Origin of the sequence: Pseudomonas sp. NPDC090233, from assembly GCF_044772285.1 — a bacterium.
Classification (GTDB): Bacteria; Pseudomonadota; Gammaproteobacteria; order Pseudomonadales; family Pseudomonadaceae; genus Aquipseudomonas.
On record NZ_JBIVYQ010000004.1, the window covers coordinates 75,327 to 90,382 of the forward strand.

General features: G+C 60.6%; 14 protein-coding genes. 13 read left to right on the top strand and 1 reads right to left on the bottom strand.

Annotated features, from left to right (window positions below; translation table 11 throughout):
- Nucleotides 1–2: 2 nt before the first annotated feature.
- From ACIQUF_RS11720 to ACIQUF_RS11775, 12 genes are all read left to right on the top strand, one after another.
- Complete coding sequence (locus ACIQUF_RS11720) at nt 3–1,994, top strand: phage tail tape measure protein (RefSeq protein WP_403131524.1); 1,992 nt, start codon at nt 3–5, stop codon at nt 1,992–1,994.
- The gene (locus ACIQUF_RS11725; protein WP_403131526.1) at nt 1,994–2,311 is read left to right on the top strand and encodes a DUF2590 family protein; all 318 of its coding nucleotides are present in this window, start codon (nt 1,994–1,996) and stop codon (nt 2,309–2,311) included. The genes ACIQUF_RS11720 and ACIQUF_RS11725 overlap by 1 nt, the downstream gene beginning before the upstream one ends.
- Nucleotides 2,308–3,483 carry a baseplate J/gp47 family protein gene (locus ACIQUF_RS11730; RefSeq protein WP_403131528.1) on the top strand — a complete coding sequence of 392 codons (1,176 nt, stop codon included), beginning with the start codon at nt 2,308–2,310 and terminating at the stop codon, nt 3,481–3,483. The genes ACIQUF_RS11725 and ACIQUF_RS11730 overlap by 4 nt, the downstream gene beginning before the upstream one ends.
- Nucleotides 3,476–4,054, top strand: a complete 579-nt coding sequence (locus tag ACIQUF_RS11735) for a phage tail protein (RefSeq protein ID WP_403131530.1) — start codon at nt 3,476–3,478, stop codon at nt 4,052–4,054. The genes ACIQUF_RS11730 and ACIQUF_RS11735 overlap by 8 nt, the downstream gene beginning before the upstream one ends.
- A gap of 15 nt (nt 4,055–4,069) precedes the next feature.
- A complete protein-coding gene (locus tag ACIQUF_RS11740) occupies nt 4,070–5,743 on the top strand; it encodes a phage tail protein (protein ID WP_403131532.1) in 1,674 nt (557 codons plus the stop codon).
- 7 nt (nt 5,744–5,750) lie between these two features.
- Nucleotides 5,751–6,461, top strand: a complete 711-nt coding sequence (locus ACIQUF_RS11745) for a phage tail protein (RefSeq protein WP_403131534.1) — start codon at nt 5,751–5,753, stop codon at nt 6,459–6,461.
- Nucleotides 6,458–7,378, top strand: a complete 921-nt coding sequence (locus ACIQUF_RS11750; protein WP_403131536.1) for a hypothetical protein — start codon at nt 6,458–6,460, stop codon at nt 7,376–7,378. Before ACIQUF_RS11745 ends, ACIQUF_RS11750 begins: the two co-directional genes overlap by 4 nt.
- Nucleotides 7,375–7,929: a DNA-binding protein gene (locus ACIQUF_RS11755; protein ID WP_403131538.1), complete on the top strand. Its 555-nt coding sequence runs from the start codon at nt 7,375–7,377 to the stop codon at nt 7,927–7,929. The genes ACIQUF_RS11750 and ACIQUF_RS11755 overlap by 4 nt, the downstream gene beginning before the upstream one ends.
- Entirely contained in the window at nt 7,926–8,630 is a 705-nt protein-coding gene (locus ACIQUF_RS11760; RefSeq protein WP_403131540.1) for a hypothetical protein, read from the top strand. Before ACIQUF_RS11755 ends, ACIQUF_RS11760 begins: the two co-directional genes overlap by 4 nt.
- Nucleotides 8,603–9,553 carry a phage baseplate assembly protein V gene (locus ACIQUF_RS11765; protein ID WP_403131542.1) on the top strand — a complete coding sequence of 317 codons (951 nt, stop codon included), beginning with the start codon at nt 8,603–8,605 and terminating at the stop codon, nt 9,551–9,553. The genes ACIQUF_RS11760 and ACIQUF_RS11765 overlap by 28 nt, the downstream gene beginning before the upstream one ends.
- On the top strand, nt 9,554–11,278 hold the full coding sequence (locus tag ACIQUF_RS11770; RefSeq protein WP_403131544.1) for a GDSL-type esterase/lipase family protein: 1,725 nt from the start codon (nt 9,554–9,556) through the stop codon (nt 11,276–11,278).
- 127 nt (nt 11,279–11,405) lie between these two features.
- The gene (locus ACIQUF_RS11775) at nt 11,406–12,701 is read left to right on the top strand and encodes a hypothetical protein (RefSeq protein ID WP_403131546.1); all 1,296 of its coding nucleotides are present in this window, start codon (nt 11,406–11,408) and stop codon (nt 12,699–12,701) included.
- A 177-nt stretch (nt 12,702–12,878) separates the two neighbouring features.
- Here the strand turns inward: ACIQUF_RS11775 and ACIQUF_RS11780 are convergent, their stop codons facing one another.
- Nucleotides 12,879–13,592, bottom strand: a complete 714-nt coding sequence (locus ACIQUF_RS11780; RefSeq protein ID WP_403131548.1) for a hypothetical protein — start codon at nt 13,590–13,592, stop codon at nt 12,879–12,881.
- 944 nt (nt 13,593–14,536) lie between these two features.
- Here ACIQUF_RS11780 and ACIQUF_RS11785 point away from each other — a divergent pair.
- Nucleotides 14,537–15,055 (top strand): YniB family protein, encoded by a 519-nt coding sequence (locus tag ACIQUF_RS11785; RefSeq protein ID WP_403131550.1) that lies wholly within the window; start codon nt 14,537–14,539, stop codon nt 15,053–15,055.
- Nucleotide 15,056 lies beyond the last annotated feature (1 nt).

Below are 15,056 nucleotides of genomic sequence, written 5' to 3' on the forward strand. Positions count from 1 at the left end.
CCATGAGCGCGAACGCTTCCAGCCGCCTGGACTTCATCCTGAGCCTGACCGACAAGGTCTCGGCGCCCTTGGCCAAGGTGACCAAGGGCTTCGACAATCTGGCCACCCAGGGCGAGGCCAACATCAAGCAGATCGGTACCGGTGTCGCCGGCGTCTGGGGGGCCCTGACCGGGATCGAGGCGTCGATGGCTCCAGCGCTGGACGTGAACCGCGCCCTGGGCGACGTCCGTTCGCTCGGCGTGGCCGAGGATGCCCTGGCATCGCTCAACGCCCAGGCTCTCGACTTTTCGGTCTCCTACGGCGGCAGCGCCGAATCCTTTGTTGCCTCCGCGTACAAGATCGAGGGCGCTATCAAAGGCCTGGCCGGCACCCAGCTGGCCACCTTTACCAATACCAGTGCCGTGCTGGCCAAGGCCACCAAGTCCGACCAGGACGTGATGAGCGAGTACGTCGGCACGCTCTACAACCTGCAAAAGCAGCAGGCCGACGCCATGGGCAAAAGTCAGTGGGTCGAGAAGCTGGGCGGCCAGACCGCCCTGGCTGTGCAGCTGTTCCGCACCAGTGGCGAGCAGATGAAGGAAGGCTTCAAGGAAGCCGGGGCGATCGCCTCGGCGTCCGGGATCGATCTCGCCGAGCAGATGGCGGTGATCGGCAGCCTGTCCAGCACCATGGAAGGCGGCGACGCCGGCGGCCGCTACAAGGCGTTCTTCGAAAACATAGGGAACGCCTCGGAAAAGCTGGGCCTCAAGTTCACCGACACCAACGGCAAGGTCCTGCCGATGCTGGACATCATCAGCAAGCTGCAGGGCAAGTTCGGCGACCTTCGCAACGCCGCGGCCGACAGCAAGCTGGTCGAGGCATTCGGCGGTGAAGGCGCCCAGGTGATCGGCGCGCTGGCCCAGGACACCGATCGGCTGAGAGGCGGTATCGACCAGCTGGGCAAGGTCCGAGGGCTGGAGCAGGCCGAGAAAATGGCAGCGGCCATGGTCGACCCGTGGCAGCAGTTCGGCGCGGCAGTGCAGGCCCTGCGCATCGCCTTTGGCCAGGCCCTGATCCCGATGCTGCAGCCGCTGATGGACAAGCTGGTAAGCATCGGCAAGACCATGACCAGGTGGACGCAGCTGTTCCCCAACATTACCCGGGTTATGGGCATTGCCACCCTGGTGGTGCTGGGCATCACCGCCGCGATCAGCGCCCTGACGGTGGTGGTCGGCCTGAGCAAGATGGCCATGCTGGGCCTGAACGTGGTCTGGACCCTGCTCACCTGGACGGGCTGGAAGAGCATCGCCATGTTTGTCGCCCACGCCGTCCAGGGCGCCCTGTTCATTGCGCGAATCCTGGGCATGGTCGCGTCAATCGCCGTGGCCAGGGCCTCGATGCTGATCTGGCAGGGAGCGATCTGGCTGGTGAACGCGGCGCTGGCAGCCAACCCGGTCGGCCTGGTCGTCATAGGCGTGCTCGCCCTGGTGGCCGCTGTGGTCGCGGCCGTGGCGTATTGGGACCAGTGGACCACCGCCCTGATGAACACCGCCGCGTTCAAGTGGGTGCTGGAACAGCTGGGCGCGCTCACCGCCTGGTTCAACACCATGGGCGGGTGGACAGGCATGGCCAAAGCCGCCTGGGATGGCATCGTCGGCGTGTTCCGGTCGTCGCTCGACAAAGTGATCGCGATGCTCAACAAGATCCCGGGCGTCGAGATCGAGGCGAACTTTGGTGCATTGCCTGACGTGGCGAGCCTCGGCACGCCGGCCGGAGGCAATGCGGCTGGCACCGCCTCCGCCGTGGCCAGCCTCGGCAGCCAGGCCGAACACAAGCCAGTCGGCAGCCTGAGCCCGACCCGCGCCACGGCCGTGCCCGCCGGCGGCCTGATGACCAGCATCCAGAACACCCAGAACCAGAACCGTGGCACCCATGTGGAAAAGGTGGAAATCAACACCGCCAAGCCCATGAGCCCACTGGAGCTGGAAAACATGATCGCGATGGCGGCCGGCTGATGAGTCTCTACGTCGATCTGCTCATCATCAACAACGACCTGACCCTGGACCCGTCCAACCAGCCCGTCCTGGTGGACGACCGGGCCAGCATCGCCCAGGACATCGCCCACATGATCCGCGAAAGCGGCCTGCTGGTGACGCTCATGGCCGAGCGCGACCGCTACCGCCGCACTGACTGCATCAAGCAGCTGGAGCTGCTGGTGGAGGAAGACGAGCGCCTGGTGCCGGGCACCGTCCAGATCATCGAGACCGGCAGCGGCAAGTACCTGGTCACTGCCACCACTGTTGCATTCGGAACCACTGAGGTAGTCCTGTGAGTGACGTAGATTTCAAAAAAGCCCTGCAGGACGCCGGCGTGCCTACGACCGAGGCGGGCTTGCGTGCTGCCTGGGAGAAAGAGGTAGCCGCCCAGGGCAGCAAACTGAGCAACACCAGCTCCTGGTCGCCGTTCTGGCGACTGGTGACCGCCATCGTGACCAAGCCTGTCATGTGGCTGATCGAGTTCATCGCCGGCACCGTCCTGCCGAACTTCTTTGTGAAGACCGCGACCGGGGCCTGGCTCGACATGCTGGCTTGGGCGGTGAACGTCACCCGCAAGCCGTCGACCAAGGCCCAGGGCCAACTGCTGTTCACCCGCAGCGCCGTCGCCGGCGTGCTGGAGATCCCAGCGGGCACCCGTGTCCAATCGGTGGCCATCAACGGCAACGTCTATGTCCTGGTCACCACTGCCGCCGCACAGTTCCTGGACGGTGACGCCCAGGCGCTGGTCCCGGCCGAGGCCACCGAGGCTGGCAGCGGCTACAACCTTGCCCCGGGCTACTACTCGATCCTGCCCGAGCCGATCCCGGGCGTGATCCAGGTAGTGAACGCCGATGGCTGGCTGACCACGCCCGGCGCCGATACCGAGCACGATGACGATCTGCGCCTGCGCACCCGCAACCAGTTCAGCGCCGTGAACCAGTGGCACACCGACGCCGTGTACCGGGCCATCATCGCCTCGTTCCCGGGGGTGGAGCCCGATGGCGTGTACTTCGAGCACAACGCGCCACGCGGGCCTGGCAGTGCCAATGCCTTCGTCCTGTTCGAAGCGGGCTCGCCGGCGGAAAGCTACCTGGCCACCATCAATGCCTACATCCGCGACCAGGGCCAGCACGGTCACGGCGACGACCTCCTGGTGCAAGAAATGCCGCCGACCCAGCACACGGTGCGGGTGGTGGTCTGGCCCCGGGCCACGGTGGGCGCGGAGCGGCAGCAGGCGCTGCTCGATGACATCGAGCTGTTCATTCGTGCGGCCTTCCGCGAAAGCTCGGACCGGGACTATCAGCCAACCCTGACCTATCCACAGGCCCGGTTCTCGTTCAGCCGCCTGGGCGAGGAGCTGCACGAGCAGTTCGCCGGCATCGAGTCGCTGCACTTCGACAATGACGACATCCTGTCGGAGCTGACCATTCCCCGCCTGTCCGGGGTCCAGGTGGTGCTCGGTGATTAAGCTCAAGCTGCCGTTCTGGCTGGAAGGCGTCGAGCTGACCAAGCTGAAGAACGCTGCGCAGTCCTGGTGGGAAAAGGTCGAGCAGTGGCTGAACTGGCCACTGCTGCAGATCGATGCCGAAACCTGCCATATGACCGTGCTCGATCTGCTGGCCTGGCAGCGCGACATCCAGCGCTTCCAGGGCGAGCCGGAGACCTTGTACCGCCTGCGCGTTAAGTACGCCTTCATCAACGCGGTGGAGGCCGGCAGCACCGCCGGCATGATCCGGATCTTCCAGCGCCTGGGCATCGGCTACGTCGAGATCCAGGAGCGCCTGCCCGACCAGGACTGGGACATCGTGTCCCTGCTCCTTTCCGACTCCCAACTGAGCGAAAACCCCGTGCTGCTTCGCGTGCTGATCCAGCAGTACGGCCGCACCTGCAGGCGTTACGAGTTCTCGACCATCACCCCTGTATCCGTGGGCGTCTGCCTGGTGGAGTTCAACGACGACCAGGTCACCCTGAGCGCCGTCTTGGACACCAGCGCGAGCCGCCTGGTCGTTATCAACGAGCTGGCCACCGTCGCCAGTTAGCCCTGAGAGGAATCCATGGGAGCAAGCATCACCCTCGCCGGCGAGCGCCTGATAGCGCAGAAAGAAGCGGCCAATGAAGGCCTGGACATCGCTCGGTTCATCTTTGCCAACGTGCCCGGGCTGAACCCGTCTCAGGAGGTCAACCGCTCGGCGGGCAAGCCGCCGGCGGCGCAGATCGTCCACACCCAGGACTACACCCGCAAGGGCTACGTCAACCCGAACCAGGTGATCTACAGCATCATGCTGGGGTCCGATATCGGCGACTGGGACTTCAACTGGATCGGCCTGGAAACCGCCGACAACGTGCTGCTGGCCGTGGCCTACGTGCCCCTGCAGCAGAAGCGCAAGAACATCCCGCCGCTGCAGATCGGCAACAACGTTACGCGCAACATGCTGATCCAGTTCGACGGCGCCAAGCAGCTGACTGGCATCACCGTCGACGCAAGCACCTGGCAGCATGACTTCACAGTGCGTCTGACCGGGATCGACCAGCGCGAGCGGCAGAGCAACCGCGATATCTACGGGCGCGCCCTGTTCATCGGTGACGGCCTGGCCGTGGAACGCAGCTTCGGCGTGTTCCAGCTCAAGCCCGGGCGGGCCTACGTCGAGGGCATCCGCCTGGAGCTTGTCGACGCGCTGCAGTTCACCGTCCCGGCCTTCCCGGCCAAGGTCTGGCTGAATGTCGCCCTGGAACGCACCGCCAACGATGCGCTGGCCACATGCAAAGTAGTGATCGCCAATGCCGAGGGCGACCGTACTGACTCGGTGGGCGTACGCCACTACCTGATCCAGGTGGCCAGCATCGATGCCAGCGGGCAGATCACCGACTTGCGCACCACCATGCCGATCACCGGCCCGGTGATCGATCACTTCGCCGTCAAGGATGGGGACTACCCGGCACTTCGCGCACGCGGTACGACCAAGGCCGACGTAGGCCTGGGGAAACTGCCGAATGAGAAAAGTGATGATCCAGGCACCAATAGCAGCGAGATCTTGGCGACGACCGCCGCCGTCAAGGCTGCCATGGCGCAAGTGGAGAATGCCCTGGTGGGCATGATGGTGTTCTACCCCACCAGCACGACGCCGACGGGCTTCCTGCGCTGTAATGGCGCCGCCGTGTCCAGGACGGCCTACGCCCGACTGTTTTCCCAGATCGGCACCTTCTACGGCGCCGGCGACGGCGTGACAACCTTCAACTTGCCCAACCCACGCGGCCGCTTCCTGCGAGTTCTGGACGATGGCCAAGGCCTCGATGTCGGCCGAGTCCTGGGCAGCCTGCAGGCGGATGAACTGCGAAGCCACGCGCACACCGCAACGTCGGCGGCAGGCGGTGGCCACAACCACACAGCATCCGCTGCAGCAGCTGGGGGCCACACGCACACGGCCAGCACCGATACCCAAGGCGCACACACCCACAACGTCAAAGAGGGCACGGTGGGGGTCGTCACAGGTCAAGGCGAAACGCTGTCCTCGGGCGACGACCTCACCACTGGCATCAACAACTACTCCACCACCTCCAGCGCCGGCGGTCACACGCACAACGTCACCGTGAACCCCGCAGCGGATCATACCCACGCCATCACCGTGAACAGCGTCGCGGACCATACCCACACCATCACCGTGAACGCGGCCGGCGGTACCGAAACCCGCCCAGTGAACGCCGCCTACCCGCTGTTCATCAAGTACTGAGGCTCCCATGACCACCAAGACCGTTTACCAAACCGACGAGCTGGGCATCTATGTCGGCCTGGCGATTGCCGACGCTTCGCCGCTTGAACCTGGTGTGTGGCTGATCCCGGCCCTGTGTGTGGAGCAGGAGCCGCCCAGCGCGCCGGAAGGCCAGGCCGCACGGTGGGACGGCCTGAACTGGAAGCTGATCGACTGCTACCGAGGCCTGACCGCCTACAACACCGCCACCCGCGAACCACTGGTGATCGACCGCGTGGGCCCGCTCCCAGACGGCTACACCCTCGAAGCCCCCGGCCCGGGGCAAGTCTGGGAGTTCGGCCAGTGGGTGGATGACGTCCCCGCCGTAGTCGAGACCCTGTACCAGGAGCGCCTTCTGGCCGTTGATACCGGCTGCAGCCAGGAGATCACCGGAGGGTTCTGGTCGCAGGTGCTGGGTGATCGCCATCGCTACAGCAGCACGCTCGAGGACCAGATGAACCTGACCGGCGCCGCGTTGAGCGGCGCCGACCTCACCTATCCCTGCCTCGATGCCGAGGGCATCAAGGCGTTCCGCCCTCATACGGCCGACCAGCTGCGTCAATTGGCGGGCGATTTCACCGTGTTCCGCCTGGGCCGACTGGAGCAGGCCTATCAGCTCAAGCTGCAGCTGCAGGAGGCCCGGGATGCCCAGGACATTGGCGCCTTGACGGCCATCAGCTGGGAGACCGTCGCGGTATGACCTGGAGTCCCGTCACCATGCGCTGGCCGGGCGAGACCACCAGTTGGCTGGCCGACCTCGATGCCGCGAAAACGCTGGCCTTCAGCGAGCTGGCCAGCACCGGCGAGCGGATCACCGCGCTTAAAGACCTGGTCAGCACCGCACCGAGCCAGGTGGGCGAAATGGCCGCAGCAGCCGTGGCGGCCGGGCGCGAGGCCATGGCCGATGTCTTGGGCGAAGTGCCGGCGTGCCTGGTCGTGACCCCATTCCAAAGTGGGGTTGGCCAGGGCCGAGGCCTGCAGCGCTACCTGTCGGCGCCGAACCTGGTCCGCCATCTGGGCAGCAAACTGGAGGATTCCAGCGACCAGAGCCGGCCGAGCGGCGAGCAGTACGCCCTGGTTGTCCTGTTCCTGGGCACCCGGTACGACCGGTTCGCCTCGACGCTGGGCCGCTTCAATGCCGTGCTGCCTTTGCCCGAGCTGCAGCGAGCGCAGAACCGGGCTGGACGCCTGTTCGAGCTGGATACCACCAAGTGGGAGCTGCCGAACGCCGGTACCCTGCCACGCTGGGGCGGTCTTCCGCTGGAGCGTTCGACCATCACCCGGGCAGCGAGCCAGGCCATGGCCAGCCAGCTGGCCACGCTGGAGAGCTTCGCAGCCAGCTCGCCCATGGCCGACCTGCAGGCGATGGTCGCTCGCAAGGCTGAGCGCGCCGCCGCGCAAGCCCAGCAACTGGCCGATCTCAAGGCCCAGTTCGACGGGGCCACGGCAGATACGACCATCAGCGCCCGACTGATCGGCCCCGGCAATGCCGCCGAGTTGCGCCGCCAACTGCTGGCCGGCATAGCACCAGGGCACGAATGGCCGCTGTCGGCCGGCGTCATGCTGGTGGGTTCGCTCAAAGGGCTGAGCTTCGTGCGCGAGCTGGTGGGCCTATGACTTTGCTCCTGGACGGCGAGCGGATCCGGGGCCGTGGCATGAAGGTCACCGGAGACCTGCGAATCGAAAGCGGCGACATGTCGGGGCAGACCAGCAACACCGACACCGCGCACAAGGGCTTCAAGCCCAAAACCCTGACCGTCACGCTGCTGATCGCCTTCGTCGACGCCGAACACCTGCGCACGCTGATGCGCCTGGCCGAGGCCACGGAAAGCGGTGGCCAGCTCAAGACGTACCGGATCGTCAATGACACCGCGACTGCCATGGGCATGCGCCAGGTGCAGTTCTCGGACGGGGTCAGCGCCCGGGAAGACGACACGCTGCTGGCCTGGCGTATCCAGTTCACCCTCACCGAGAAGCTGTCGAACCCTGAGCGCGTCGAAAAGCGCAGGGCCGGCAACGCGGTCAAGACCCAGAGCGCCCCGGGGCAAGGTGTCAGCGGTACCACCAGTGGTGCCGGCGCCGCCGATGGCAGTGGTACCGGCCAAGGCCTGACGGGCTTCGAGTCCACCCTGAAAAAGCTCGATGACTGGCTGGGGAGCGCCACATGAAACTCCATAAAGTCCTGAGCATCGGCGGCACCGTGCACGACCTGGTCAAAGATGATGTCCGGCTGGAGCTGGCCACCCCCGGCCGCGCCCAGTTCACCATCAAGTCCACCGGGCCCGTGTCGGGCCTGGTCACGCTCGACATCGGCTACAACGATTCGCCCCTGCAGCGCCATTTCATCGGCTACGTGGAGCGGTCCACCTCGGTCAACCAGGTGGAGCAGGTCCTGTACTGCCGCGAGCTGGCCGCGATCCTGGCCAAGCCGCTGCCGCTGAACCTGCGCCATGCCGATCTGCGCACCGTGCTGGCAGCGATCGGCGAACAGACCGGCCTGCGTTTCCGTGTGCCGGCGCAGGCCTATGCGTCGGCCAAGGCCCCGTTCTTCTACAGCCTGGCGTCCGGCTTCCAGGCCATGGACAGCCTGGCCCGGGTTTTCTCGATCCCCGACCTGATCTGGCAGCAGCAGGGCGACGGCGAGGTGTTCGTGGGGAGTTGGGAACACAGCTTCTTCGGCGCTCGGTCGCCCCTACAGCTGCCTGTCGAGCTGTTCAACAACTACCAGGGCAACCAGAGCGCCGTGATCGCGGCCCTTCCGGGCCTTCGTCCTGGTGCAACCATCAACCAAGGCGAGCGCGTCACGTCCGTGGCCCTTGTCGGTAGCGAAATGGCGATCAAATGGAAGACGCAATCCGGCGCTGTATAGAGCGCATGTACCCGGAACTCAGCGGCGGCTACCACCTGCCGCGCATGGCCCGGGTTGTCGGCGTGGCCGATGCGCCCGCCGGCGCAACCATCTGCGACGACTACCGGCCGCGCTTCGCGGTCGACCTGCAGGTCCTGGACGAGAACGGCGAGCCCGACGAGGCGCTGCCGACGCTGGCCGGCGTACCGTTGCCCGTGCCCACCGGCGGCGATGAGATGGGCTTTTTCAGCTTCCCCGAGGAAGGCACCACCGTGGTCGTCGGGTTCGCCCAAGGCCTGCCGCACAAGCCCTTTATCCAGTGCATCCTGCCCCACGGGCTGTCCCTGCCCCGGGTACCCAAAGGCGACCAAGTCTGGCAGCACAGCGAGGCCTCGCAACAGCGCGTCGAGTCGGATGGCAGCTGGACCCGCCAGACAGACGGCGGGATCACCGACAAATCCACCGACCGCCAGGTGGAAAGCCTGACCAATGCAGAGCGGTACCAGAGCGACAGCCGCACCATCGATGACCATTCCACCGAATCCGTGGGTGGTACCAAAAAGATCGAGGCGCTGGGCGCGCTGCAGCTGCTGTCCGGCGGTACCGGCAACCTGGCAGCGGTGGACGACCTGAATCTGGCCACCGGCCGCGACCTCAACCAGGTGGTGGCTCAGAAACTCAACCTGGCCGTAGGTGGCGACCTGGTCGAGCGGATCCAGAAGGCCCGCAAGAGCATCGCCAAGACCACCTGGATCGGGTCGGAGGACGTAAACGTCCTGCAGGTGCTCTGTGACCTGATCGATCTGGTGGTGCTGATGAACACTGACCTGGCCGGCCACACCCACGGGCCGAGCCCCGCCCCTTCGAATGCCGCCGCCTTCACAGCGCACGCAGCTACCGGCACACAACTTTCTGGGCAGATGAAGCCCATCACAGGAGCTTGAATGGAACTGAAGAACTACTTCGCCCAGGACGACGCCGGCAACATCCTGCCGAACGCGATCTGCTACCTCTATGATCGCGGTACCGAGATCCTGGTGAAGAATCTCAAGGCAGCGGACGGCACCGCCCTGGTCAACCCTTTCACTGCTGATGACAAAGGGCAGGTGTCGTTCGCCGCAGCCAATGGACTGTATGACCTACGCATCACCAAGGGCGCACGCGATAGCCGGATCCGCGTCCAGTGCCTGGATGTGACCGAGCACGTCAACCGCATGATCGATAACCCGGCGCCCAAGGATTCGCCCTACCTGGCCAAAGGGGATGGCGTGACCAACGACACGGCGGCATTCACAGCGTTCGAGGCTGTCATCAAAGGCCGCCAGGTGGACCTTGGCGGCAGCAAGTACCTGGTGGACAAGATCCCAACCAAGAACATCTACACCAACGGCTCGTTCAAGGTCGGCGCCTTCACCCGCCAGGCCTCGCTGTTCAACTCGTTCGTGTCGCAACCGCCCTACGTCCACCGCTTCGGTGGCCAGCTGTCGAAGCTCAAGGCCTCGCTGGGTAATCCGCTGGAACAGATCACCAGCATCGTCTTCATCGGCGATTCGATCACCTGGGGGAGCGGCAACGGCACCGAGCAAGGCCCAACCGAGCCCCGTGACAGAACGCTGTCCGACCCCCGAGACTGGTTCGGGACCGGCTCGTACGTCAACGTTTTCAAGCGCTACATTGGCGAGCGGTACGCCTTCGGAGCAGATCCGGTGCTGTCGAACTGGCCCGCCAGCCCAAGCGGAGAATCCACGGTTGAGTACACCGTGCCGGTGACGCTCTTCCCACGCGGTGGCGCTTTCACGCTCACCACCGTTGGGCCATCCATGTCCAACACGGTAGTTCTGACCGCCGGGGGAGCGCTGACCGGCGCACAGTTCCAGCTGGCAGATGGGAACAGCGCGGGCACGAGCTCGCACACGATCAGCTTCCGATTCACGGGCACCGGCTTCACTCTTTCGTTCGGGGTGGTGGGTGACTCGCTGGACTATGAGCTGATTGTGGACGGGGTCAGCCAGGGCGTGTTCACCACCACCGAGGGCGAGGATGGACTGACCTACGGCAACGACCGCCGGCGGGCGCACTCCTTTGGCTACATTCGGGACAAAGTGATCGAGCTGCGTACCAAGCGCCGGATGTCGCAAACCACTGGCAGCAAGGTATTCCGGCCCGAAGCCATCCTCATCAACAAGAAGATCCGGATCACCAACCAGGGTATCAACGGTGCCAGCTCCAGGACGTACCGTAGCTACAATCTGCCACCCACTGGGGCAGGCTTTGGAGACGGCGTAGCTGTAGGCGCTCAGGACGACTACGTGTTCTGCCAGCTCGGTACCAACGACCGGATCCGCTCTGTTCAGTTCGCGAGCGGCGTGAATGAGTACGCCTATAACCTGGGGCTGCTCCTGGATGTACTTCAGCCGATGGCTGATGTGATTCTGATGTGTGCCAACCCGGCTGCAGATGAAAACCCCGAAACGTTTTCTTTCACGATGCAGGATGTCCGGGGGACCATCTACCGGGCTGCTCAGTCCCGCAAGCTGGACATGATCGACAACTACACAGCATTGTCGGCTATCGACATCAACGTACTGGCAAACGATGGACTCCATCCCAATTCCTTAGGGTACTCACTAATGGCCAGGAACATCGTTAACTCACTCGAATCGGCTTGAAGATAACCCCGCATTAGCGGGGTCTTTGCTAGGCCACCGCAGGTTTGATTGGCATCACCTATTCGCCCACAAGCCCTCCTTGTGCCATCCTTGATTTCTTAATTCGCAGGCTGGCAAAGGGAATGCAATGATTATTTCTTCTAAAGATCAAAGATCAGCTGGCTATGACCTAGCAACGCTTTTCAAATTAAAGCTGATGAACGAATACGATGCCTTCAAAAAGCTAGGATCGCTTGCAAGTCTAGAAAGAGAGATCAGGACCCCGGGAGGAATCAAAGTCTATTTATCAAAGGAGTCAATGGATTGCTTCGTACGCCTTAAGAAAATCACAGCAAAGTATTTATCAAATAGAAAAATTCTTGACGACGGTGACATTTGCCAGTCATGCAGATACGCCCTCGGCTACTTATATGAAAATGAGCCAAACAACCTCGAACTAGCCCAATTCATCCAACTTGCCGAGGATGCATCACAAAAACCAATAAGCACCCATAAATTCATCACCTCTATGGCCGGACTTAACTTTGACAACATCACAGAGTTAAACCTAGGCTCTTTAACCCTGCTTCTGCCTCAAAAAGAAATACTCGACAGTGCGATTGCTCGAGAAGGCCAAATTGAGAACGCCTGGGCAGATATGAAAAGTTATTTATGGATAACATCTGAAATTAACGGAAGTATAGATTTCGCGGAGCGAAGATTTTTTAAAATAGTAAAAACCAGCTTAGGCCTACTTGCTCTTGCATTTTCGTTGCTTCTGGAGCGAGGTGGAGCGGTTGTAAGCCTCATTCCTTCGATAGAAGGACGAATGCGCCCCAGAACCGTCACGTGGCTATCTATTGATAAAAACTCAAACAATCTCCGCACTAAAACTGACATGCAAGGGATACAAGCGTTAACACTTACAAAGGAAGTTAAAACGCTTCTAGAAGAAACACCATGGCTACCAGCGCTTATTACTATCGCGCAAACAGATGTCCCCCAGAATGATTTAGCGAGTGCGGTCCAACGAGCGTTATATTGGTTTTTTGACGCTCAAACTGACCCTATTTTAGAAATGAGGTTCGTTAAATTCTGGAGCTGCATCGAATGTATCTTTGCACTCAGCGACAAAAAGGACACAGTACTAAGAATCAAAAAGGGCTTACGATCCTTACTCCACAAGAGGTATCGAGACACGGACCCATCCCCGCATTTTGATTTTGAAAAACAAATCACAGATATGTACGATTTAAGATGCGTTGCAGTCCATCAAGCTCATCATGACCATGTATGCATCAAGCACATTACAGCTGTAAGCAAATGGGCTGCAGACGCATTGATTGAGACCTCAATACTTATTGGTGAAGGCGTTAATAGCAGGAAAAAATTAAAAGAACAGATTGATATGATTTACTCGACAATACCAATACAAACTGCCTAGCACAGCTTACACCTAAGCCTTGGCCCGCAATGCGGGCCAAGCCATTTCTTGGATCCAGCGATCGATGGCACTCTAAAAATCTCTAAAGTAGATTGTCTAAATAAAGGCAGACCCGCCTCGCAGAAACAATAAGGCCCGCTTAATGCGGGCCTTCTCTTTACCAACAAAAGTTGACACTCACGCTGGGGGTCTATCCCAACTCAGTCTATACGTGTAGCCAGGCTCCGGCTCAGCCACGCTACAATTATAAGACTTTCCGCTAGCATCGAAATTGTAGTAACCCACAACCTCACGACTTGCTCGATGGCCTTTTGAAGAGTCTGTGCGCGTTAAGGTTGCCTTACTGCCAAAATATCTGGCATCAGCGTGGAGCAGGTCAACCCTGAAGCAGATTACACTTAAAGGTGCATTTACGATTTGTTGAATAAAGGTCCCAGATTTCTGATCCGAATCATCCATGGTCATTCTTAGGTGGACAACTTCAACATCATTGTAAACCTTTGCTCGTTTGAATTTCAGCTTGATAGACTTGGTATGTTCACCCTTGATGCTGTCTACGCTGCCGATCTCCTGCAGGTCTGATTCGCACCTCGGTTGATTAGACCCAGTCCACATAAACTTATGCTCGAAATAGCTCTGGCAAGGAGTTTTAATCTGAACATGCCTGAAAAGCTCGTAGGTAATATTCTTCCCGTCAGTGCTTTCGTACCTCATAAACGCAGATAGCGCTAAGAAGCCGGTGGGGTGTTGCATTTCCATTTGTCGCTTTGTGATTCGGTAAACCTGAAAGAATATAAAAGCCACAGTTGCTACGACGAGAGAAATAGCCACCCAAGCTTTAATACTATCGGTCATTAGCGTCGTGGCGCTGACGCCTAGTAAAGTAGCCATGACTCCTAAATAACCTAAATACTCAAATATCCGTTTCACAAAAAACCCCAATTTTCAGGCACAAAAAAGGCGCCAAACAAGCGCCTTTTTAAGGATTTATGTTGCTAAATTACGATGCGTCGCCGCTCATGTTAATCTCCTTTCTTGCTTTCCAATAGTTAAAAACTGTCGGTTTCGCTAGAGATGGCACGCCTTTGGCTCAACAACGGCGCTCTCGCTAAGCGCCCTAATAGTGGCCTTTCAGGCCCTTTATGTCAATACGGGTACCGGCTAGCGCAGGCAATCCCAAGCGATAGCCCCCCTCCTTCGGCCAGCCAAGCGCCCAGTGCAGGCCGTGGCCATCGGCGGCAGACGATGCCCGGAAAAGCTCATAGCGTCCAGCTTAGTCACTAGCCGCACCCTTCCAACGTGACAGGCGGCACAGGCGGCCCCGTCGAGTCGGCGCCCTCGCAGCAGGGCCAGGGCATGAACCTTAGCTACGCCCCGTGGAAAATTCTGTCTGGGGAAAAAAAACGGCGGAGAAAATCACTTATCCCCCTCCCGCCGACGCGCTTCGCGTCGCGAAATAGTGCAAAGGCCCGTCCAGGTGCAAGCCGCCACCGGGGCAGGCCCGGCGGGGGCCGTGTAGAGCGACAGGGCATTGCACACTGTGCAAACATTTGAAGCACTGTGCAGTCCGGTACCTACGATGTGTCCACAATGTGTCCACACCGAAATCGAAAACCCTTCCCCAATAAGATCGGATATCCAATAAAATCAGCCACATCAAGGGTTTTACCAACGGACACAGTTGATTTTTTCGGGCTCATAATCCTTTGGTCCACGGTTCGAGTCCGTGTGGGCCCACCAGATACGACAAAGCCGCGCGAATGCGCGGCTTTTTTTTGCAAACGGCGTACGGCGATTGAGCCAGCGGACGCTGAGTATCGAAAGGAAGCTTTAAAATGACGGTCATGGAAGCTATTCGCAAGGCTACCCGAATGAAGCGTTTCGGATGGGCGCTCATGCTGGGAGCCGCTATCCAATTCGCAATGTTCCTCGTACTCTTCGCTTATGATTTCGGGGAGCACTTGAAGCCCCTTCTCGCAACGCCGGGAAACGCGATTCAGGAACTGTGCGATCTGATTTTCCAGGAAACATCGTTTCTCATGCCGCTCTGGAGCATCACTCCCCGCATTGACATCTACGATCCGCTTCATGTGGATACCCTTTTGCTGTTCGGTATCCTGATGATTTTTGTAACAGGCGCCTACATACGTGACTGCGGCAAAGAGCTCGCACAGGATGTAGCTGTGATCAGAAAAAAGGCTCGAGATGAGATTTGGCTACGTTCGATGCTGCCGCACGCCTCGCAAACCGTGATCAACCAGCCGGCGAGTGTTGTCGTTCTGAGCTTGCCGATGCCACCGGGAGAGGGCAAGAGCTGGTGGGAACGGCCTATGGGTTGCTGTTCATGGGGCTGAC

Coding starts and splice junctions, on each gene's coding strand:
- ACIQUF_RS11720 (WP_403131524.1), top strand. CDS start 3: ATGAGCGCGAACGCTTCCAGCCGCCTGGACTTCATCCTGAGCCTGACC.
- ACIQUF_RS11725 (WP_403131526.1), top strand. CDS start 1,994: ATGAGTCTCTACGTCGATCTGCTCATCATCAACAACGACCTGACCCTG.
- ACIQUF_RS11740 (WP_403131532.1), top strand. CDS start 4,070: ATGGGAGCAAGCATCACCCTCGCCGGCGAGCGCCTGATAGCGCAGAAA.
- ACIQUF_RS11745 (WP_403131534.1), top strand. CDS start 5,751: ATGACCACCAAGACCGTTTACCAAACCGACGAGCTGGGCATCTATGTC.
- ACIQUF_RS11750 (WP_403131536.1), top strand. CDS start 6,458: ATGACCTGGAGTCCCGTCACCATGCGCTGGCCGGGCGAGACCACCAGT.
- ACIQUF_RS11755 (WP_403131538.1), top strand. CDS start 7,375: ATGACTTTGCTCCTGGACGGCGAGCGGATCCGGGGCCGTGGCATGAAG.
- ACIQUF_RS11760 (WP_403131540.1), top strand. CDS start 7,926: ATGAAACTCCATAAAGTCCTGAGCATCGGCGGCACCGTGCACGACCTG.
- ACIQUF_RS11765 (WP_403131542.1), top strand. CDS start 8,603: ATGGAAGACGCAATCCGGCGCTGTATAGAGCGCATGTACCCGGAACTC.
- ACIQUF_RS11770 (WP_403131544.1), top strand. CDS start 9,554: ATGGAACTGAAGAACTACTTCGCCCAGGACGACGCCGGCAACATCCTG.
- ACIQUF_RS11775 (WP_403131546.1), top strand. CDS start 11,406: ATGATTATTTCTTCTAAAGATCAAAGATCAGCTGGCTATGACCTAGCA.
- ACIQUF_RS11780 (WP_403131548.1), bottom strand. CDS start 13,592: ATGGCTACTTTACTAGGCGTCAGCGCCACGACGCTAATGACCGATAGT.
- ACIQUF_RS11785 (WP_403131550.1), top strand. CDS start 14,537: ATGACGGTCATGGAAGCTATTCGCAAGGCTACCCGAATGAAGCGTTTC.